The sequence below is a fragment of the Mycoplasma elephantis ATCC 51980 genome (genome assembly GCF_000687815.1).
Taxonomy (GTDB): Bacteria; Bacillota_I; Bacilli_A; order Mycoplasmatales; family Metamycoplasmataceae; genus Mycoplasma_H; species Mycoplasma_H elephantis.
This window is the reverse complement of the sequence record NZ_JHXU01000013.1, coordinates 1-23,104: the sequence shown is the minus strand read 5'-3', so window position 1 is coordinate 23,104 and position 23,104 is coordinate 1. Positions and strand designations below refer to the sequence as shown.

Annotated in this window: 19 protein-coding genes and 2 rRNA genes; 9 read left to right on the top strand and 12 right to left on the bottom strand. The window is 29.2% G+C overall.

All coding sequences use genetic code 4. The features are described from left to right. The 6 genes from T380_RS0103270 to prfA all read right to left on the bottom strand — a co-directional run. Window positions 1-2,017 (bottom strand): hypothetical protein (locus T380_RS0103270; RefSeq protein WP_027334459.1); only part of this gene is annotated, 2,017 nt, incomplete at its 3' end. 21 nt (window positions 2,018-2,038) lie between these two features. After that, window positions 2,039-2,500 carry a hypothetical protein gene (locus T380_RS0103265; protein ID WP_036437045.1) on the bottom strand — a complete coding sequence of 154 codons (462 nt, stop codon included), beginning with the start codon at window positions 2,498-2,500 and terminating at the stop codon, window positions 2,039-2,041. 233 nt (window positions 2,501-2,733) lie between these two features. Next, window positions 2,734-5,626: ribosomal RNA gene (locus T380_RS0103260) — 23S ribosomal RNA — on the bottom strand. A gap of 280 nt (window positions 5,627-5,906) precedes the next feature. Continuing rightward, a 16S ribosomal RNA gene (locus T380_RS0103255) occupies window positions 5,907-7,423 on the bottom strand. The 16S and 23S rRNA genes sit together here, the layout of an rRNA operon. Before the next feature lie 162 nt (window positions 7,424-7,585). Then, window positions 7,586-8,308: a peptide chain release factor N(5)-glutamine methyltransferase gene (gene prmC / locus T380_RS0103250; RefSeq protein ID WP_027334457.1), complete on the bottom strand. Its 723-nt coding sequence runs from the start codon at window positions 8,306-8,308 to the stop codon at window positions 7,586-7,588. Next, complete coding sequence (prfA, locus tag T380_RS0103245; RefSeq protein ID WP_027334456.1) at window positions 8,308-9,384, bottom strand: peptide chain release factor 1; 1,077 nt, start codon at window positions 9,382-9,384, stop codon at window positions 8,308-8,310. Before prfA ends, prmC begins: the two co-directional genes overlap by 1 nt. A 62-nt stretch (window positions 9,385-9,446) precedes the next feature. Between prfA and T380_RS0103240 the strand changes: the two genes are divergently transcribed. Next, window positions 9,447-9,881, top strand: coding sequence for a hypothetical protein (locus tag T380_RS0103240; protein WP_027334455.1), 435 nt, complete (start codon window positions 9,447-9,449; stop codon window positions 9,879-9,881). A gap of 3 nt (window positions 9,882-9,884) precedes the next feature. Here T380_RS0103240 and nusG read toward each other — a convergent pair whose 3' ends face one another. From nusG to cysS, 6 genes are read right to left on the bottom strand one after another with little or no spacing between them, the layout of a single operon-like run. Beyond that, entirely contained in the window at window positions 9,885-10,457 is a 573-nt protein-coding gene (gene nusG, locus T380_RS0103235) for a transcription termination/antitermination protein NusG (protein WP_027334454.1), read from the bottom strand. Continuing rightward, entirely contained in the window at window positions 10,457-10,672 is a 216-nt protein-coding gene (secE, locus tag T380_RS0103230) for a preprotein translocase subunit SecE (protein ID WP_027334453.1), read from the bottom strand. Before secE ends, nusG begins: the two co-directional genes overlap by 1 nt. Beyond that, entirely contained in the window at window positions 10,672-10,815 is a 144-nt protein-coding gene (gene rpmG, locus T380_RS0103225) for a 50S ribosomal protein L33 (RefSeq protein ID WP_036437033.1), read from the bottom strand. The genes secE and rpmG overlap by 1 nt, the downstream gene beginning before the upstream one ends. Before the next feature lie 25 nt (window positions 10,816-10,840). Further along, entirely contained in the window at window positions 10,841-11,449 is a 609-nt protein-coding gene (locus T380_RS0103220; RefSeq protein WP_027334451.1) for a hypothetical protein, read from the bottom strand. Beyond that, on the bottom strand, window positions 11,421-12,116 hold the full coding sequence (gene rlmB, locus T380_RS0103215; RefSeq protein WP_027334450.1) for a 23S rRNA (guanosine(2251)-2'-O)-methyltransferase RlmB: 696 nt from the start codon (window positions 12,114-12,116) through the stop codon (window positions 11,421-11,423). The genes T380_RS0103220 and rlmB overlap by 29 nt, the downstream gene beginning before the upstream one ends. Then, window positions 12,117-13,337: a cysteine--tRNA ligase gene (gene cysS / locus T380_RS0103210; RefSeq protein ID WP_027334449.1), complete on the bottom strand. Its 1,221-nt coding sequence runs from the start codon at window positions 13,335-13,337 to the stop codon at window positions 12,117-12,119. A 132-nt stretch (window positions 13,338-13,469) separates the two neighbouring features. On the opposite strand from cysS, the gene dnaE reads away from it, so the two are divergent. The 8 genes from dnaE to T380_RS0103165 all read left to right on the top strand — a co-directional run. Further along, window positions 13,470-16,397, top strand: coding sequence for a DNA polymerase III subunit alpha (gene dnaE, locus T380_RS04055; RefSeq protein ID WP_051600002.1), 2,928 nt, complete (start codon window positions 13,470-13,472; stop codon window positions 16,395-16,397). Next, window positions 16,397-17,281: a 5'-3' exonuclease gene (locus tag T380_RS0103200; protein ID WP_027334448.1), complete on the top strand. Its 885-nt coding sequence runs from the start codon at window positions 16,397-16,399 to the stop codon at window positions 17,279-17,281. Before dnaE ends, T380_RS0103200 begins: the two co-directional genes overlap by 1 nt. Continuing rightward, window positions 17,268-17,804: a nucleoside/nucleotide kinase family protein gene (locus T380_RS04050; protein WP_036437030.1), complete on the top strand. Its 537-nt coding sequence runs from the start codon at window positions 17,268-17,270 to the stop codon at window positions 17,802-17,804. Before T380_RS0103200 ends, T380_RS04050 begins: the two co-directional genes overlap by 14 nt. Window positions 17,805-18,094: 290 nt before the next feature. Further along, on the top strand, window positions 18,095-19,138 hold the full coding sequence (locus T380_RS0103185; protein ID WP_027334447.1) for a replication initiation and membrane attachment family protein: 1,044 nt from the start codon (window positions 18,095-18,097) through the stop codon (window positions 19,136-19,138). A 46-nt stretch (window positions 19,139-19,184) separates the two neighbouring features. Next, window positions 19,185-20,060 carry an ATP-binding protein gene (locus T380_RS04260; RefSeq protein ID WP_027334446.1) on the top strand — a complete coding sequence of 292 codons (876 nt, stop codon included), beginning with the start codon at window positions 19,185-19,187 and terminating at the stop codon, window positions 20,058-20,060. A gap of 19 nt (window positions 20,061-20,079) precedes the next feature. Further along, window positions 20,080-20,841, top strand: a complete 762-nt coding sequence (locus T380_RS0103175) for a tRNA1(Val) (adenine(37)-N6)-methyltransferase (RefSeq protein ID WP_027334445.1) — start codon at window positions 20,080-20,082, stop codon at window positions 20,839-20,841. Between the two features lies 1 nt (window position 20,842). Further along, window positions 20,843-22,372, top strand: coding sequence for a methionine--tRNA ligase (metG, locus tag T380_RS0103170; protein WP_027334444.1), 1,530 nt, complete (start codon window positions 20,843-20,845; stop codon window positions 22,370-22,372). A gap of 124 nt (window positions 22,373-22,496) precedes the next feature. Further along, window positions 22,497-23,104 (top strand): alcohol dehydrogenase catalytic domain-containing protein (locus T380_RS0103165; RefSeq protein ID WP_156930204.1); only part of this gene is annotated, 608 nt, incomplete at its 3' end.

Genomic DNA, 23,104 nt, shown 5'->3' with positions numbered 1-23,104 from the left:
CAGAAACTTCTTTAATTTCTAAAACAATACTTGAGTCTTTTGTTGAAATAAATTTACTTTCTTTAAATAAATTTTCTCCAAAGTTTCTTACATAAGCTGGTGCTAAGTATTTACCATTGATGTATTGTTCAACAACTTCTTTTATTTTAGCTTCATCAACTGGTGTTTTTGCTAATTTAAGTGATATTTGTTTAGCTTTTTCAATTTCTTCTTCAATTAATTTGTCAACTGTGTTATCTTTAATTGCTTCTTGGTATTTTGCTAATACTTCAGAAACTTCTGTTCCTTGATCTCCATTTGCTCCAAAAATAAGCTTTTCTAATTTTCTTATGTGGAATGAGTTTTCTGTTTGAAGAGTATCTTTAAAGAAATCATCTTTAGCTGCATCTTCTTTAATTTTATCAAATCCCAATTGTCATTCTTGGCCATTTCCTTCTACTTTAGATAATTCTAATCCGAAAATACCAGCAATAACATTACGTAAACCGGTTCCTTTTTTGTTATCAAGTTTTTTTGCATAATCAATAACTTTTTGTTCATCAAGTGCAAATTTTTTAGCAATGTCTTTTGCTTTTGCGCCTAAAATTTTTTGAAGAGCAAGTTCATTAGCACCTGTAGCCCCATTATTATCACTTCATGTATCATTTGTTTCTGATGCATCTTTTAATTTATTGACTTCACCTACAAAAGCATCATATGCGTCTTCAAATTCTTTAGCATTTGTATATTTTAATTTTTTGTATAATTCTTCAAATGCTTTATTTTCTTCAATTGATAATGCTTGAACTTTGCTTTCCAAACCTTTTTTTAATGAGTTTGTAAATGGAACTTTTGAGTCTGATTTAAAGTACTCGAAGAATGGTTCAGCTTTATAAAGACATTCTAAAAATTCTATAATAGCTTCTCTACGGTTATCGCTTGCACTATTATTTCTAATATTAATCATATATGATCATGACCCTGATGCTTGTTTATATGAATATTTTTCATTTATTTTATCAAAGTTTAAAAATGATTTAGCATTTCCGGCTTTTTGTGCAACTTGAACATCTCATGTTCCGATCATTCCATATTCTAATTTACCAGTACTCATTAATTCAAAAACTTTATTATTTACAGCACCCATGTCACTTACTAATAATGCCTTAAGATCCGCTTGTGAAATACCTCTTTTACCAAATTCTGTATTTTTATATTCGTCAGCACTCTTTATATATGAAGCTTCATAAATTGTGTAGAATATTTCCGAGATTACATTAACTGCTTCTTTAAATTTATCGTGATATTTGTTATCTTCTAAAAGACCAGAAGTTAATTTTCCGTTATCTACATACAATAATTTTGAAAGAGTATCTTTATCAAGAACACCACCTAAAATACCATTTCCATATCAAAAATCTTGGAGTCTAAAGAATGCGCGCCCTTGTTTAACAAGTTCTAACATTGTGTCATTTTTTGGATCTTCTAAATCTTTTCTTACATCTTCAATTGATTTTGATGATGCCATAATAATACCTTCAGTATTGTGTCTAATACCAAAAAGTTTTTCTTCTGGAGTTTGTGTTGATGCATTAATACCAATTACGGTTCCAAATGCTTTTATTTGATTTTTGTCTTCTTCTGTTGCACCCATTGCTTTTGTAAGACGATCAAACAATTTAGGTGAAAATTGATTTAAATCAGAAACTGCATTTTTTGAAGCTAAGTCAGTAATTCTATCTTGTGGGGCATAGAATATATCTGGAACAACTTTTGTGTCGTTAACTCCAACTGTTGTTGTATCTAATGCTCCTCAAACATCTTTATTGATAGTTTTTATAGTAAAACCTTTTTTTGCAGATTCAGTTTTATTAAACATTTCAATAGCTTTATCATAGTAATTTTTTTGTACACCATCTACAGCAATTAAAATTTCTTTTGATTCAGTTTCACCACAACTAATAGTTGCTAAAGAAGCAGCTGCTGTGGCTACAATAGATGTACTAAGAACAATTTTACTTAATATTTTTTTACTCATTATCCTCTCCTTGTTAGTTAATTATTGAAAAACAATTTCATTTTTCTCATATGCAATAACACAAAATATTATCGCTAGTGGGCTAATTAATGTAAGCGCAAATATTGTTGATAAAATTCCTGCTCATTTATAAAATTCTGTTTTAGGCAAAATACAATAAACATGAATACATAAAATAATCAAAAATAAATATGATAGTAAACTAGCGGATAACATAATACGAAATGTGTATCCATTTATTTCTTCTAGAATATTTTTTAAATTATCTGTTTGAAAATTTCAATTGTATTTACCAAAAATGTATAGAATTAAAACTTCCATCATAATAATTATCACTTGAGTAAAGATAATTAAAACATATTCTAAAATTTTGGGTGCCGATAATCTTTCTAGTGAATTTTTACCTATAAAAAGTCATTTTAAACCAGTTTTTAGCGGCACTTTTTTGTGTTTGTATGTTCTTCAACTCCTTTTATTATTCATAACTAACATATAAATTATATTACATATAGGACTTGAATGGAAAATGTGGGAACATTTTCTTGTCTCTCAATATGTAATATATCCTTGATATATCAAGAAAAAACCACTGTTTTAGTGGTTTTTAGGATATTTAAAAATAAAAAAAAGCACCAATGGTGCCGATTAGATCTTTGAAAACTGAATATATCATAAAAAGGAAAATGGTTCATTTAAATGTCATCAAAATACTTGATAATATTAAATCAATCGATAAATTAGTAATGGTCAGCTGAATGTATTACTACACTTACACCTCCATCCTATCAACCTCATAGTCTATAAGGTATCTCAGGGAATACTCATCTTTGAGGGGGCTTCCCGCTTAGATGCTTTCAGCGGTTATCCTTTCCGTACTTGGCTACCCAGCTATGCTTCTGGCGAAACAACTGGAGCACCAGTGGTACGTCCACTCCGGTCCTCTCGTACTAAGAGCAGCTCTCATCAATATTCCAAACGCCCACATCAGATAGGGACCGAACTGTCTCACGACGTTCTGAACCCAGCTCGCGTACCGCTTTAATGGGCGAACAGCCCAACCCTTGGAAGCGACTTCACCTCCAGGATGCGATGAGCCGACATCGAGGTGCCAAACCTTCCCGTCGATGTGATCTCTTGGGGAAGATAAGCCTGTTATCCCCGGGGTAGCTTTTATCCGTTGAGCGACGGCCTTTCCACAAAGAACCGCCGGATCACTAAGTCCTGCTTTCGCACCTGCTCGACTTGTAGGTCTCACAGTCAATCACACTTTTACCTTTGCGCTCTGCATACGGTTTCTGACCGTACTGAGTGTAACTTTGAACGCCTCCGTTACCTTTTAGGAGGCGACCGCCCCAGTCAAACTACCCGCCACGCACTGTCCTCCAACCAGATAATGGTTGCAAGTTAGAAACTCAATTCAACAAGGGTGGTATTTCAACGTTGACTCCACTGTTACTAGCGTCCCAGCTTCTAAGTCTCCCACCTATCCTACACATGTTAAACCAAATTTCAATACGAAGTTGTAGTAAAGCTCCACGGGGTCTTTTCGTCTTGATGCGGGTACCCAGCGTTTTCACTGGGACCATAATTTCACCGAGTCTAGTGTTGAGACAGTTGAGAGATCATTGCGCCTTTCGTGCAGGTCAGTATTTAGCCGACAAGGAATTTCGCTACCTTAGGACCGTTATAGTTACGGCCGCCGTTCACCCGGGCTTCACTTTCTTGCTTCGCGTGAGCTAACAAGTCCGCTTAACCTTCGGGCACTGGGCAGGCTTCACCCCCTATACTTCAGCTTGCGCTTTAGCAGAGAGTTGTGTTTTTGATAAACAGTTGCCCCTCACAATTTACTGTGGCCTATTTGTAAAATAGGCTCCCCTTCTCGCGAACTTACGGGGTCAATTTGCAGAGTTCCTTAACACTAGTTTTCTCGCTCGCCTTAGAATACTCATCTCGGGGACGTGTGTCCGTTCTCGGTACAGGTCACCATGGTTTAAACTTAGAAGCTTTTCTCGGAAACATGAAATCATTTAATTCAGTACTTGCTCGCGCTTTCCCTATGCATCGTAACCTATGGTTATACAGTGCGGATTTGCCAACACTGACCACTCATTACTTACCCCAGAAACCAATAACTGGTAAAACTATCCTTTTTCGTCACTCCATCATAACCATAGCAAGTACAGGAATATTAACCTGTTGTCCATCGACTACGCATGTCTGCCTTGCCTTAGGTCCTGACTAACCCTGGGTGGACGAACCTTGCCCAGGAAACCTTCCCCAATAGGCGTGGGAGATTCTCACTCCCAATCGTTACTCATACCGGCATTCTCACTTCCAAGCGCTCCACTAGTCTTCACAGTCTAGCTTCAGTGCCCTTGGAACGCTCCTCTAACGTAATTACTTACCCGCGGCTTCGGTATTATGTTTACTCCCATTACATTATCGGCGCAAGGTCTCTTGACTAGTGAGCTATTACGCACTCTTTAAATGATGGCTGCTTCTAAGCCAACATCCTAGTTGTTTAAGAAACCTCACAACCTTTCTGACTTAACATAATTTTGGGACCTTAGCCGGCGATCTGGGTTGTTGCCCTCGCGAGCATCGACGTTATCACCGATGTTCCGACTGCATAGCAATACATGATGGTATTCAGAGTTTAATTGTAGTCAGTACAGCTAGGCGCCGCCATTCCACATTCAGTGCTTTACCACCACCACTTAACACTACACGCTAGCCCTAAAGCTATTTCGAGGAGAACCAGCTATCTCCAGGTTCGATTGGAATTTCACCGCTATTCACAAGTCATCCGGGCACTTTTTAGCGTACTACGGTTCGGCCCTCCACTGTGTATTACCACAGCTTCAGCCTGCTCATGAATAGATCACCTGGTTTCGGGTTTATACCAACATACTAGTCGCCCTATTAAGACTCGATTTCTCTTCGGCTCCGCTTTTTTCCACTTAGCCTCGCATATTAGCATAACTCGCCGGTCCATACTGCAAGATGTACGCCATCACCCATTAACGGGCTCTGACTAATTGTAAGTAAGTGGTTTCAGAATCTATTTCACTCCCTTTTCAGGGTTCTTTTCACCTTTCCCTCACGGTACTATTTCGCTATCGGTGTCTGATTAGTATTTAGCCTTACCGGGTGGTCCCGGCAAATTCAGACAGGGTTTCACGTGCCCCGCCCTACTCAGGATACAACCAAGAGTCTTACAGATTTCGCATACGGGAGTATCACCCTCTATGCTTAAACTTTCCAATTTATTCTGCTATCTGTAAGATTTGTAACTCTATGTAGATTGTCCTACAACCCCATTAATTTAAATGGTTTGGGCTCTTCCACTTTCGCTCGCCGCTACTGATGGAATCATTATTTATTTTCTTTTCCTCTTGCTACTAAGATGTTTCAGTTCACAAGGTGTCTCGTATAATTAGCTATGTATTCACTAATTAACAACTAGAGATTAATCTAGTTAGGTTTCCCCATTCGGAAATCCCCGTTTCAAAGCGTATTTCCAGCTCCACGAGGCTTATCGCAGGTTATCACGTCCTTCATCGACTTTCAGACCCAAGGCATCCACCACAAACTCTTACTTATTTAATATTAAATAGTATGTTCCTATTGTTCAAGTATTTTAAGACATTTAAATGAATCTTTTTATTTATTAAAACTCGATAAAATTATTTTTTATAAAAACTTATAAAAACTTAATTTTAGATTTGATGTCTTTTCATATTGATATATTCAGTTTTCAAAGAACTAATTGAGAGTAGAACTCTCAAAACTAGATATAAAACGATCTTGGCTAATCGCACATAACAGACTTAAACAATAAGTTTAAGATTTGGTTAATGCCAAAAATAAAAATGTGTACTCTCCGTAGAAAGGAGGTGATCCATCCCCACGTTCTCGTAGGGATACCTTGTTACGACTTCACCCCAGTCACCGGACCTGCCTTAGACAGTTGCCTCCGAAGTTAACTAACCGGCTTCGGGCATTTCCAGCTCCCATGGTGTGACGGGCGGTGTGTACAAGATCCGAGAACGTATTCACCGTAGTATAGCTGACCTACGATTACTAGCGATTCCGACTTCATGGAGTCGAGTTGCAGACTCCAATCCGAACTGAGATCGACTTTTTGAGGTTTGCTCACCGTCGCCGGGTTGCTTCTCTTTGTATCGACCATTGTAGCACGTGTGTTGCCCCACACGTAAGAGGCATGATGATTTGACGTCGTCCCCACCTTCCTCCCAATTACTCGGGCAGTCTCATTATAGTCCCCAACTTAATGATGGTAAATAATGATAAGGGTTGCGCTCGTTGCAGGACTTAACCAAACATCTCACGACACGAGCTGACGACAACCATGCACCACCTGTCATTCTGTTAACCTCCACTATATCTCTATAGCATTGCAGAAGATGTCAAGTGTGGGTAAGGTTCTACGCGTATCTTCAAATTAAACCACATGCTCCACCGCTTGTGCGGATCCCCGTCAATTCCTTTAAGTTTCACTCTTGCGAGCATACTACTCAGGCGGATCATTTAATGCGTTAGCTGTATTAGTGACTTTGCCACCAACTAATGATCATCGTTTACGGCGTGGACTACCAGGGTATCTAATCCTGTTTGCTCCCCACGCTTTCGTCCCTCAGTGTCAGTTTATACCCAGTTAGCTGCCTTCGCCATTGGTGTTCTTCAATATATCTACGCATTCCACCGCTTCACATTGAATTCCACTAACCTCTATATAACTCTAGCCTGCCAGTATCCAACGCGGAATGGGGTTGAGCCCCAAGATTTAACGTCAGACTTAACAAACAACCTACGGACGCTTTACGCCCAATAATTTCGGATAACGCTCGTGACCTATGTATTACCGCGGCTGCTGGCACATAGTTAGCCGTCACTTTCTAATAAGATACCGTCAAGACTAAAGCATTTCCTCTCTAGTTTTTTCTTCTCTTATAACAGAACTTTACACCCCGAAGGGCTTCATCGTTCACGCTGTGTCGCTCCATCAAGCTTTCGCTCATTGTGGAATATTCCCTACTGCTGCCTCCCGTAGGAGTCTGGGCCGTATCTCAGTCCCAGTGTGGCCGGTCGGTCTCTCAACCCGGCTAAATATCATCGTCTTGGTGAGCCATTACCCCACCAACTAACTAATATTCCGCACCCCAATCCAATAGCGAAGCCAGAAGCTCCTTTCATGTAATCATCATGTGATAAAAACATATATTCGGTATTAGCGCCTGTTTCCAAACGTTATCCCAAACTATAGGGTATGTTAAGTACGTGTTACTCACCCATTCGCCGCTAGGTGCAAGCACCTCGCTCGACATGCATGTATTAGGCACACAGCCAGCGTTCATCCTGAGCCAGGATCAAACTCTCAAAAATTGACTGTTATGATTTTTATATCCAGTTTTCAAAGAACTACTGCTATATTTGTCATTCCTTAAAACATAGCCTTCTAATTATATACACAGTTTTTAAAAAATATTTAAAAATTTTTTATTTTTTTTCAAATTTTTTTTGAAATAAAAAATAAGCGTTTTTTACTTATTTTTTAGTCGCCAAAATAGCAAAACGTCATTTACCATTAATATCTTTTAAAAATGTAAGAGACTTTTTTTTGTCTTTTATTAAATTATATATATATGGAGAAATTTCGAAATAAATTTTGCCACCTGGTTTTAAATATTTTTTGTAGTTTTTTAAAATTTGATCATAGAAATAAAATCCATCATTTTTGGCAAACAATGCAATATGAGGTTCAAAATTTAAAACACTATCATCCAATTTTCCACCTACTGGTATATAAGGGGGATTACAAATAATATAATCAAATTTATTTTTTATATTTTGGAACAAATCAGATTTTATGACATTAACCTTTAAATTAAGGTTTTTGGCATTCTCATTTATTTGGGTAATCGCTTCATCATCGATATCGCTAAGTGTCACTTCGACACTATTTTGAAAGTTATTTTTCAAGCTAAGCCCTATACATCCACTTCCCGCGCATAAGTCAAGTATTGTTGCACTATTATTATATATATATGATCTTTCATTTAAATAAAACAAATTAACAAGCTCTTCAGTTTCATATCTAGGAATTAAAACTTTGCGATCTATTCTTATGGATGTATCAAAAAAATCAACATAACCCATTATTTTTTGAACCGGTATTCCTTTATTTAATTTATCCATTTCATCATCATTAATTGTCTCGCTCAAATTGTATCTACGTTTTTCCAAAATTAAATCTTCTTTTTTAGGCATTATAATCCCGACTTTTCTAGACGTTTGGCTTGATCAAACGCAATTAATGAATCAATAATAGAGTCAAGTTTTCCTTCCATAACTTGTTTTAATGAAGTTGAAAAACTTATACGATGATCAGTAACTCTATCTTGAGGGTAATTATATGTTCTTATTTTTTCACTTCGATCACCATGACCAGCAAGTGCTCTGTAACCAGTTTCTTCTGCTTGTTTCTTTTGCATTTCTAAATCATATAATTTGGCTTTTAAAAATCCCATCGCTATTTCTTTATTCCCTATTTGGCTTCGTCCTTCTTGACTAGAAACTACAATACCACTAGGAATATGAGTTATACGAACCGCACTATCTGTTGTATTAACTGATTGGCCGCCGGCTCCTGATGACCTAAATGTATCTATTTTTAGATCTTTTGGATTAATTTCAATATCAATAGAATCATCTATTTCAGGCATAACTGTAACAGTTGCAGTAGAAGTATGTACTCTTCCTTGCGTTTCTGTCACTGGAATTCTTTGAACTCTATGAACACCTGATTCAAATTTAAGTTTAGAATATGCATTTTCACCATTTATTTTAAAAGCAATAATACTAAACCCACCACTACTTGTCGAATTTTGTTCAATTAACGATATTTTCATATTGTTGCTTGATGCTCATTTTGAATACATTCTATATAAATCACCAGCAAAAATGTTGGCCTCATCACCTCCGGCAGCCCCCCTTATTTCTATAATTACATTTTTTTCATCATTTTCATCTTTGGGAAGTAATAAAATTTTTATTTCATCAACTAATAAAGGCATTTTTTCTTCAGCCTCAGAAATTTCGATTTTTGCCATTTCTACAATTTCTTGATCAGGTTCTTGCAACATTAATTTTGAATTATTTAAATTTGTTTCGTATTTTTGAAATTCACAAAACTTATCATATACAGGTTTAATATTATTTAACTCTTTATTTAAGGTATTAAATTTAGTTATTTCATTAATAATTTCAGGTTTTTGCAAATCTGACTCGATTTGTAAAAATTTTTCTTTTATTTTAAGGAGTGAATCATACATAGCTTTTTTCATAAATATTATTATTACATATTTTGAGCTCTTTATTATATGGAATAATATAATATATAGACATCATGAAATCAAAATTAACATTTTTAGAATATATTAAAGCTAATTTAAATTTAGAAAACTTAATCAAGTTTCTTATTTTTCATTTTTTTACCCTTGGTTTATTTTTACTTGTTTGATTTTTGGGTTCTAATGATAATACAAAAATCGCAGATAGTTTTACAATAATTGGTTTTACTGATTTAGGAATTATGTTAATAATCGGGATTATTAAATTAGGTTTTATGAGCAACATCGTTAGAAAAATGAAGGAAAATAAAAAAATAAATGATGAAAATTTTAGAAAAAAATATAATGCCCCAACAGAAGAAGAATTATTACTAATAAGTAAAAATCAAAAAAATAAAAAGGAGAAATATAAATCTAATTTTATTTATTTTGTACTACTTTTAGAATCCATCATTCTTGTCTGTGTTGCATTAATTTTGTCTTATATATAAGTACTAATCAACTAATTTAAGTTGATCAAAATTAAATTCTTGTGGTTGCAATTTTCCAAAAATTTCAACATTTCCCGTTGCTTTTTTAAGAATATTGTCTGATTTTGTGATTTTCATTTGTTGACCTTCAAATGGGCCATTAATAATTTCAACATATGCGCCAACAATAAAAGTTGTAGCAATAATCCCTTTATTAAAATTATCATTAATTTCTTTTTCCTTATTAAACATTTGTTCTATTTCTTTTGAAGAAACAGGCGTAGGTTTTGCTCCTTTACCACTTGAACCAATTAACCCTGTAACATATTGCGTGTTTCTTATAACAAATCATGCTTTGTCAGTCATTTCCATTTTTACAAAAATATAGCCACTATACATATTAGCCATTTTTACTTTATAATCTTCACCATTATTACGTTTTTCTAATTCTTTTTTAGTAATTCTTGGTTCTTTAAAAATATGAATATCTTCAATTACATCATCTATTCCTTCAGATATAATTCTATTTTTTAAAGATTCAAAAACCATATCTTCTTTTCCGGTCATAGTTGAAACCATATATCATTGTGTTTCCATTAGTTAACTCCCATCCCACTAAATGCCATTCCTATTAATGTCATTAATAACAAAACAACTAAAACAAAAATTATTGAAAAAATAATAACGATTACAAAAGATGACTTGATTTGTTTGGCATTTGGTCACCTAACCATTTTAATTTCTTTGATAAATTTACGAAAATAATATTTTTTGGGTTTTTTTTGTTTTTCGTCCTTTATTTCATTTTGCATTATTTTTCTTCCTTATGAATTGTGTGTAAATTACATTTTTTACAAAATTTTTTAACTTCTAAGCGTTCTAGTGTTGTTTTTGTTGTAGAATAATTTCTATTTTTACATATTTCACATGCAAGTGGTATTTTCTTTTTTATCATAATTTACAATATATATAATACTATACTAAAAAAATCATTCTCTTTTTAATTTTTTAATTATGTTATCAAATGCCCCATTTATTTTTGTTGTTGTAGCACCTAATTTTAGGATAATCTCTTTTTTCTTTAAACCTTTTAATAAATATAAAATAATTGTTTTCTCAAGTTTATTAAATTGATTCACCAAATCCAAAAAATATTCTTTTTCTAATTTTTTATAATTAATTGATCAAAAATACTCATTTTTTACATTTAAATCTTCGCTTCTAGTCGTTAATTCATCATTATAAGACACTAAATTATAATTAAATCAATTACTTTTCCTAAAAAATCCTCTACAAGTATTTAACATATTTGAAATCATCTCTAAAATTAAATATTCCTTAAGATTTATTCTATTTTTATTTTTTATATTATATTTTTTGATTATTTTGGGAATATTAAACATGTATATATTTATAAGATCATTAATTTCCATCCCTATTTTATATTTAGTTCTAACCAAAAAACCTGCATATTGCACCAAATCTGAATATAACCATTTGTATACGTATTCAATTTGTTTTTTATTTGATAATTTTTTTAATACGTAGTAATGATAAGCGTTAATTATGTTTTCTTCGTGTAATCTCATACATTAAAATTCCTGTTGCAACCGAAGCATTCAATGATTGAACGCTACCGTACATATTAACATTCACTAATACGTCAGCATTTTTTATTACGGGAACAGAACATCCTTTTTCTTCATTACCAATAACGAGAGCAATTTGGTTATTAAAATTTACTTTTTCTAAAGATATTGATTTTTCACCAAAACCTGATGCATAAATTCAATAGCCCTCATCTTTTAAATAATTCAAAGTTGATGCAATATTTGATACTTGAATAAATTTCATATTTGTAAACCCGCCAGATGATATTTTTAAAACCTGAGGCGTCAATTTTGCACAACGATCTTTAGGAAATATAATGTAATTGAAGTTGAAAGCATTTGCACTTCTTAAAATTGCGCCAAAATTACCAACGTCTTGAATGTGATCTAATATTAAAATTTTTGATGGTTTTTCCTTGTTTATTATACTTAATTCATAAATTGATGGTGGTTTAATTTTGGCAATATAACCTTGATGATTCATGTTTGAAAATTTGTCAAAAAAATCTTTATTCATGACCCTACAGTTTCTAAATTCATTTATTATTTTATTAATATTATTTACATAAATTTCTTGTATAGGATAATTATTTTTAACAGCATCAAGGACAGAATTTTTGCCTACAATGTAAAAATTGTCATTCATTTATATTCACCCTTTTTTCATCAATATATCTCTAATTTTATCAGCTCTTTTAAAATCATTATTTTTAAGTTTTTCTTTATATTCTCAATAAATTTGTTCAATTTTGTCTTTAAAATGATTATCAATAAACTCAAATTTTAATAGGTAAAATATTTTTGCAATCGTTGCTAAATTAGTCTCTAAATTTTCATTTTTATTAATTTGTTTTATGATGTTATCAATTAAAAATAATGCATGATGAAAATCAAAATTTGATAAATATTTCATAATATTTTTTACCATTTGTTCATCAATATTTTTAGGTTTAAAAATAATAAATTTATGAAACATTCTTTTAAATTTTTTTAATAAGACATTAGCATTTTTTAAAGTTTCATCATTAACATTAATTTCAGAGGAGAAATTATGATTTAGAATCAAGATACGAAATAAGTCTGCTCCATGAGTTTTTATAAAATCTTTTCCTAAAATAACATTACCTAACGACTTCGACATTTTAACATTATTTATGTTTATTTGGCCCGAATATTTCCATTCTTTAGCTAAATTATTGCCGAACAAACTATAGAATTGAGCGTTTTCATTTTCATGGTGCGGAAAAATTAAATCAACTCCTCCACCATGAATATCTATAGAGTTTTTACCAAAATTTTTATAAATAAGGGCACAACATTCAGTATGTCATCCCGGTCTACCCTTGCCTCATGGAGAATGGTATTTAATTCCTTTAGTTGTTTTTTTTCACAAATAAAAGTCCTGAGGATTTGACTTAAACATGCTTACTTCTTCATTTTCCTTGATGAAATTTGCTTTAACATTTGAAAGTTTACCATATGTTTGGTTAAGGCTTGTATTATATAATACTCCATCTTCTACTTCATAAGCAAAACCAGAATGAACTAATGAATTAATGAAATCAATCAATACATCTATGTTTTTTGTTACTTTTTCTAGTTTTGTTATTGATGATATATTCAATTTTTTAAGTAAAAATAAATAACTTCTTGTATATTTTTTACTAATGGCATCTTCCGTAGTTTGTTCTTCTATTGCTTTGTTTATAATTTTGTCATCGATATCAGTTATATTATGCACAAATTGATAATCAATATTCAAATATTGATAAGCTTTTAACACAAAATCAAATGAAACAATAGGTCTAAGATTTCCTATATGAACATCTGAATAAACTGTTGGGCCGCAAACATAAATCGTCTTCATAATAATTAATTATATATTTAAAAATGCATTACCAAAACCAAAAAAATATTTTAGGAAAATATCCGCTTTTTTACTATTTTCTTATTTTTTTCATCTCTCACTCATAACTATTTTAAAATATATAATTGTATTATGAAGCAATTTATAAACCTACACACAAACACAGAATATAGTTTTCTTGAATCTACCATTAGAATTAATGAACTAATCGACTTTGCAATAAAAAATGGATTAGAATATCTAGCGGTAACAGAGCACAATAATTTTTTCTCGTTAGGAGAATTTGTTAACAAATGTATAAAAAATAATATTAAACCTATCATTGGTATTGACCTTGATGTTGAAGAATATAGAGTTATAATTCTTCCAAAAAATAAAGAAGGATACCTTTTTATAAAAGAACTAAGTTTTGCAAAATCCTTAAATAAGACTATTACTTTTTCCGGCCTAAATAGCGATGATGTTTTTTATCTTGATCACCCTACATTTGGTTTTTATAAGAAAAATAAAAAAATGCCAAAAATTAAAAATGAAGATTTATATTTTTATGACTCAAACAATAAGTATGATAAGCACGCTATAGTTTTACGGGAAAACATCATAATTAAGGATGCCGATAATTTAATTTTAGATGTCTTGAGAAAAATTAAAGGATCTGAATTAATATACAAAGGAACAGAATTTCAAACAAAAATAGATTATGATGCTGTGATAGTTAAAAGAACTAATAATATTGCTGCAAAATGTATTTTTGAAAATGAAAAATTACATTTCGATTTACCTGTTTTTAAAAATGATAAAAATATGTCAAGTTTTGATTATTTAAAATATTTAACTCTTCAAAAATTTGCCATGTTAAAAAGTGAATTTTCTAACTTTGATGCTGCAAAAAATCGACTTTTTAATGAATTAAATGTTATAAGCTCACTAAATTTTTCAGACTACTTTTTAATAATTCAAGATTTAGTTAAATGGGCAAAAAGCAAAAATATAGAAATAGGCCCTGGAAGGGGATCTGCGGCTGGTTCACTTGTTTCTTATTTATTGGGAATAACAAAAATCAATCCATTGGATTATGGTCTTCTTTTTGAACGTTTTTTAAATAAAGATCGTGTTACTATGCCAGATATTGATATTGATATTCAAGATAATAGAAGAAATGAAGTCTTAGAATATATGCAGAACAAATATGGGCATGAACATTTTGCTTTAATAACAACCTTTCAAACTTTAGGAATCAAATCCTCTATTAGAGATGTAGCGAGAATTATGAATGTTGATCTTGCGCAAGTAAATATTATTACTGGATTAATAGGAGCAAATTCCACATTTGATGATGTTGAAAAAAATAATAAACTTAAATTAAAAATTAAGCAATTTAATAATATAAATCAGTGAGAAACAATACTTGAAATTGTTAAAGAACTAGAAAATAGACCTAGACAAATTTCAACTCATGCTGCAGGAATAGTGCTAGGAAACAAACCAATTATTAATAATGTTCCAATTTGATTAAATTCTGGTTCAAATACTTATCCACAAACTCAAATAAGTATGGATTTTTTAGAAACTTATGGGTTAATAAAAATTGACCTTTTAGGATTAAAAAATTTAACAATTATTAATCAAATAGAAGAATATTTAAAAATTAATAATGTTGAAAATGATTTTGATTTCAAAAAAGATGATCCTAGAACCTTTTCTTTATTAAATAAAGGTATGACTCTTGGAATATTTCAACTTGAAAGTCCGGGGATGCGACAAACAATAAAAAAGGTTAATATTACTAAATTTAGTGATATTTATGACATTATTTCACTTTTCAGACCTGGTCCTATGCAAAATATTCCAAAATATATTGAAAATAGATCTAATAAAGAATCTTCATCAATTAGTCCTGAATATGATGAAATATTGAAATCTACATATGGAATAATTGTTTATCAAGAACAAATTATGGAAATTTGTCAGAAAATAGCTAACATGTCTTTACAAGAAGCTGACTTATTTAGGCGCGCAATAAGCAAGAAAAAAGCAGATGAACTCCAAACCTTAAAAAGTAAATTTGTAAATGGCGCCATAAATAATAACTATAGCAAAGAAACGTCGCTTAATATTTATGAACAAATTGAACACTTCGCAGACTATGGTTTTAACAAATCTCACGCTGTTTGTTATGCATACATTGCCTACAAACTTGCTTATTATAAATCAAGATATCCTTTATATTTTTATGCCAGCTTGATAAATTCGTTTATTTCTTCACAAGATAAAGTTAATATGTGTATTTTAGAATTGGAATCTGTTGGAATAAAAATTAATTCGCCAATTATCACACATTTAGATGATAATGTTTTAATAAAAAATAATGAACTTACCCTACCTATAAAATACATAAATGGTTTAGGTGGAGCGACTAGTGAAAAAATTAAATTAAAAATAAATAAAGAGTCTGATCTTGTTGATTTCCCATCTTTTATTAATTTTTGCACTAAGTCAAATATTGGAAATAGCAATACTCAAAAATTAATAGAATCTAATACATTAAGAATATTCGGAAATGTTAAAACACTTGAAATGGCTTTTTTATCCATTCAAAATAAAAATCTTGAAAAAAATAACAAGTCAAGATTTGGAGCAAAGAACAATTCATTGAGTAGATATGATATTCAAGAAACACAGGCAAACTCAATGATTTTCAAGGAATTTGAAGAAGATTTTGATATTTTTGATAAATATCAACAAAAATATTTTCAACATAATTTCGAAAATAACAAGAAAATAACTCCCTTTAAATATAAAAATAATATTTTTATTACCGATATAAAACCCAACATATACCATCGTATGATAATTAAAATTGAAAATGTAAAAATAATTAATAAAACTAAAATTCTTAAATTAATTACATTTAGTGATGGCATGACATCATCGCAATTTTGATTGAATTCAGAGCATCCTTTTTTTAATGAAATACAAGAAGATAAATATTACGAAGTTGAAATAACGATGTCACAAATAGGAAATATAAGAGTTACTAAAAAAATAGGAGATAAATAATGCGTAATAAAGTGTTGCTTTTAGACGGAAACCTCTTAATGTTCAAATCATTTTTTGCAACAAATAAACCTGATAATAAATATTGATTTTATAAAGGTAAACACGTTGGTGGTGTTAGGGTTTTTTTAAGTACTTTATCATCCGTTATTTCATACTTAAAACCAACTCATATTTTGATTGCTTTTGATACTGATTCTCATACTTTTAGACATGAAAGCTATAATGAATACAAAGGTACAAGAGCTAAAGTTGATGATAGTATTTTTCAAGAACTAAAATACATCAAAATATTTTTAGATGAATTAAATATTAAAAGACTAGAAATACAAGGATTTGAAGCAGACGATATTATTGCTAGTTCTTATAAATTGTTTGATCCTAATAGCACTGATATTTATATATATAGTAGCGATAAGGATATGTTTCAAATGCTAGAATTTGACAACATTGAAATTATTAATAAAAACTCAAAAACTAAAAATTTTGAACATCTAAATAAATCTAATTTTTTCGATTATTTTGGCATAAATCCTGAACAAATAGTTGATTATAAATCAATAGCAGGTGATAATAGCGATAATCTACCAGGAGTTAAAGGTATTGGGCATAAAACCGCGATAAAATTGCTCAACAAATACAAATCATTACATAATATTTACAATAATTTAAATGAACTCACCCAAAGCACAAGACAAAAATTTGTTGATAACAAGGAAATGGCTGAAAAATGTAAATTTTTAGCCCAACTTAGATATGATGTTCCACTTAATATTTATGATTTTGATTTGAAAACAAATATAAAACGTGTTAAAAACAAAGATTTGATTGATGATTTTGGTGCAGAAAATGTTTTAGAAAGATTTTATAAAAATGATAGCAATTAGTGGAGATCCATTTAGCGGAAAAACACACTTATTAAATAAATTAAGAGATAAAGGTTTTATCTGTTTTTCATGCGATGAATTTGTTGATAGTATATATAAAAATAATACTGAAATTACAAAATTATTTGATTTACTTAACATTAAATTAATTGAATATAAAAACTTAAAACAACATATTTCAAGTTTAATAACAATTAATGAAAATCGAGAAATAATCGAAAATTTTTTTTATTCCAGAATATATAAACATTTGCAAAATAATAAATATGATTTTGTTGAAATTCCCGTAATAAAAAATAATGAATTTGATTTTAAAAACCTTTTTTCAAAAACGGTTTTTATCAATACAAGTGAAAAAATGAAAAATGAAAGAGCTAAAAAAAGATACTCTTCAAGTAAGCAAATAAATTTGATCAAAACATTATCAAACACAAAACAAAAAATTAATTTTGATGTAGTTATAAATGGTAATTGTGATATTTTAATTGACGATTTTTTAAAAAAAATAAATCAAAATCAATAAGTTATATTTAATTATTTATATTTATATAAATAAGTCTTTTTTACAATTAAATAGTCATAAAATCCTTATTTTTTTAAAATATATTGTGAGAAATTTTATTGTGAAAAACTTATAAATTTAATGAAAAAAATGATTTTTTATGAAAAAACAAAACAAAAAATGATTTTTCATAAATTAACAATGTGAATAATTTTTACATTTTTGTTTTTAAAAAAATATTTCATTGATAGCAAAATTACAATTCTAATTATGTTGCTATAATGATATTACGAACAAAAAAGGGGGCAACAGTGCAATTTTCAGAATTTAAAGTTATTTCTAAATCTACAAATCATGAACTAGAAATAGATTATGTAATAAATTTATATGAACCTATTATTAATGGTGCTGTTGATCTTTATAAATATTTGTTAAAAAATGTCAATAATAATAAAGTAATAACACTTGATCAATTGTTACTAGATACAAACCTTACATATAAGGATTTTAATTTATATAGAAAGAAATTAGAAGCTTGTTCATTACTTTCAACATTGGATGCTGTTAAGAAAAAGACAAAGGAAAAAATGATTTTTTTAACGCTTATAAAACCTCTTGATCCATTTAAATTTTTTAATAATAAACTTCTAGAATCATTATTAGCTAAAAAAACAAACAAAATGGTTTTAGAATCACTTAGAAATCAATATATTAACTTTGACAAAAAAATAGAAGAATGAGATACCCAAGATATTAGCACAAGTTATGATGAAATTTTTGAATCAGAAATCCAACAAAACGTAAACCTTGATGCCGAGGTTCCAACAAGAAATAAGATAGCAATTAATCGCGATAATTCAAATATACACTATGTTCAAGATACTCTTACAAACCCTCAATTAACAGATAATTTATATTTCCATCTTCTTAATGATTTATCAATAGATTTTTATAAGTTCTTAATTAAAACGAAAGAAAATTATGTTTTGAATGAAACAGTAGTAAGAAGAACTAATAAATTCATAAATGAATTATCTGAAATGGGTTTTGAACAAAAATCAATAAATTTATTTTTCAGTTATGCATTTCATGTTAACAATAAAATAATTAACGAAAAATATATAAGAGCTATTGCTAAGGATTTATTAAAAAAAGATTATACTGATTTTGAAAGTATAGAAGAGCACTTAAATGAAGCTTTTAAACATAAACGTTTAACAGAAAATGCTAGTGAACAATTTAAATCTAAAAAAATATATCTTAGCATTATGGAAGATATCAATAAGAAGACAGATAATGTAAAGATTACGCAAGAATCTGAATCTGATTATCAAGGAAAATATAATTTACAATAAATTAATACCGTCATTTTGCGGTATTAATTTAATATAATTATTAAATATGAATAGTATCGAGAGAAAAATAATAAAAAATAAAGAAATTATCCGTCAACTAAAAAATGTAAATGCTACAAAAAATGAAATTTTTGAATATTGACCAGTTATCGAAAACCTTTATAACTTAATTACTAGTAAATTTTATAATGAAATTGGTCGTTACCCATTACTTGAAAGAGATAAAAAATTTAATAGAATATATCTAGTAACTGATTTTAAAAATGATGCAACCGGTAGAAAGCAAAAAATTATAGAAAATACTAGCTGAGATATATTAAATGTGTTATCAGATAACGACGATTATAAAAATGCAGATATTAATAAATTAATAAAAAAAATATTACCATGACAAAAAGAAAATTGGAACCATATAAACAAATTCATGACTGAAGGATTGCAAGATAAACCCGTTAAGGATCTATATTTATATGGTTTGTATGGAAGTGGAAAAACATATTTGGCTCATGCGATAGCTAACGAATTTGCTCTTAAAAATAAAAATATTTTAATAGCTCAAACATTAACATTATTTCAATATATTAGCGCAAATCAAGATGATAAATTCATGCTTCTTAAAAAACTTTCAGAAGTTGATTTGCTTGTCTTAGACGATTTAGGAAGAGAACCTGCTAATCCTTTTACATCATGATTTTTATTAGATTTTATTTATAATATTATAATTACTAGACAACTTAATAATCGTCCAATTATTATAACAACAAATTACAAACAAGATGATCTCAAAAATTTATTCGAAAATTTTGAAAAAAGATCTGTATCTTTTGGCGTTTTTGCTAGAATTAAAGATTATTTAGATAATAATACAATTAACATTGAAACAGATGGTATCAATGTTAGAAGTAAGAATAAATTAATTTAATATGTTTATAATGTAAATTATGATTGAAAAATTAGTAAAAAATTCTCTTGGTTATGATTCAAATTTATATATTTACCAGGATAAAGATATGTTTAATTATTCAGTAGATACAATTCTTCTTGGTAATTTTGTGTTTTTAAATAAAAAAATCACAAACATGCTTGAGATTGGAACTAATAATGGGTCGCTTGCTATTTTTTTATCAGAAAGAAACAAAAATTTAAAAATTGATGCGCTCGAAATACAAACCAAAGCTTGCGAAATTGCTAAATTAAATATCGAATTAAATAATAAAAAACAACAAATTAATATAATTAATGATGATTTTAATGTTTTTTATAAAAAACAACAAAATAAATATGATTCTATAGTTTGCAACCCCCCTTTTTATCCATTAAAAAAATCACTTGTAAAAACAAAAAATATAACACAAGAAAAACTAATAGCAACTCATGAAATTTTATTAAATTTAGAGCAAATAATTTTTGGTTGTTCTAAAATAATAGAACAAAAAGGTTATTTAACAATGGTTTTACCAGTTGAAAGAATTGTTGATGTTATGGAACTATTTAGAAAATATAAATTTGAGCCAAAACGAATTAGATTTGTTTGTCCTAGAATATATGAAAAACCTAAATTTGTTTTAATAGAGTCACGTTTTATGGCTGGATGAGGTATTCATTTTTTACCAAATCTTTATCTTCATCCTGAAGATAAAAATATTCACATCTACAATTCTGAAGTTGTTGATTTATATAAGCCAATCAAAATAAAGGAATAAAATGAAAAAAAGAATCTTGATTACAACTCCGTTATATTATGCTTCTGGAAATTTGCATATTGGTCATTTATACACTACAAATTTTGCATGAGTTTTAAGAAACCTTTATAGACTTTTTGGTTATGATGCAAAACTTTTATCCGGAAGTGATGAACATGGAACAAAAATTCAACTAAAAGCAAATGAAAATAATTTAAAACCAAAAGAATTTGTTGATTCCATAAATAAAAAATTTGTAGATTTATGAAATGTTTTCAAAATAGATATTGATTTTTTTGAAAGAACTACAAATAACGATCATAAAGAAACTGTTTTAAGAGTATTTGACAAAATGTTAAAAAATAATGATATTGAATTTAAAAAATATACATCGTGATACTCAACTAGCGATGAAGAATTTGTCTCTTTAAGTAATGCTGTAAAAAAAGGTGATGAATATTATCATCCAGTAAGTAATTGCAAATTAATTCTTTTAGATGAAAAAAATTATTTTTTTATTATGAAAAAGTACGAAAAATGATTAACAGATTTTCTAAACACGCCAAATCTTGTCTACCCACAAAGAGTAATTAATGAACTTAAAGGTAGTTTTTTAAATATTGGCCTAAAAGATTTATCAATTACCAGAGAAAATATTGAATGAGGAATTCAAACATTAACTAAAGATAAACAAACCATATATGTTTGACTTGATGCGCTGTTTGGTTATTTAACGGGTCTAGGGTATCTTAAAGAAAAAAATGATAATTATATTAATTATTGAGAAAAAGCTTATAAAAGAATACATGTTTTAGGTAAAGAAATTTCACGTTTTCACTTAATATATTTTCCTATTTTTCTAAAATCCCTAAATCTTCCTTTGCCCACAAATTTTTTAATTCATGGTTGATTATTATCAAAAGGTATGAAAATGTCTAAATCAATTGGAAATGTTATAAATCCATGCGATTTACTTGATAAATTTGATATCGAAATGATCAAGTATTATTTAGTTTCTAAAATTGATTATAGAAACGATGGAAATATTGATGAGAACTTAATACTTGAAACAATTAATAATGAATTAATCAATAATTATGGAAACCTTATTTCAAGAACTCTTAAAATGATTGCAAACACATTTGAAAATGGAGTTAAATATTCAAAAATAGATGATATAAATTATATAGAAATTGAAAATACAATAATATCTCTATCAAATAAAATAAAAAATTATTTAAATTGTTTTGAGATAGACAAAATTTTTACAGAAATTATTGATTTTTCTTCAAAATTAAACGTTTTTATTGATAATACAAAACCTTGAACATTAACAAATGAGCCAAAAAAATTAGAACCAATTCTTAATTTATTATTAAATGGAATATATGCTATTTCATACTTTTTAAAATCAGTTATGCCCAATAAAATAAAGGATGTTGAAAAAGCAATTGGCATAAAATTAACTTTCAACAAAATATTAGACCTTAAAAAATTTGATAATATAATTCCTCAAAAATCATTTATTCTTTGAAAAAGATTAACTAAATAATAATGTGAATATGTTTTTATAATTAAGAAAACAAATAAAATTTTATTTCATTTTATATATTAAAATTATATTGGTATATTAATTAATATACTAATAATTTTTTATAAGGAATGTGAGTAAAAAAATGGCAGAAATTAAATTACCAAAGATGATGAAAGCTTTGGTTTGAAATAAAATTAAAGATTACAAAGATGTTATGGATAACGTATCATTCACAGATATTCCTACCCCAGAAATCATTGATGAAACAGACGTTATTGTACAAACAACAACATTAACAATTTGTGGTACAGACCTTGGTATTATGCACAACAAACAAATGTACATGGAAAAAGGTATTGTTTTAGGACACGAAGGTGTTGGTGTTATTGTTAAAGTTGGTAAAAATGTTAAAAATAGAAAAGTTGGAGATCGTGTAATTATCTCATGTATTGCACCATGTAACAAATGTCGTACATGTAAACGTGGAATCCAATCACACTGTGAAAACTCAAAAAATCAAATTGGTTGAATTTTCGGACATTTAATTAATGGTACACACTCAGAATTTGTTCGTGTTCCATTTGGTGACGAAACATGTATTCCTGTTCCAAAAGGAATAACAGAAAAACAAGCTGTTATGACAAGTGATATTTTACCTACAACATATGAAATTGGTGTTCTTCCAGGAAACATCCAAAAAGATTACAATGTTTTAATTGTTGGAGCTGGACCTATCGGTATCTCAGGAAT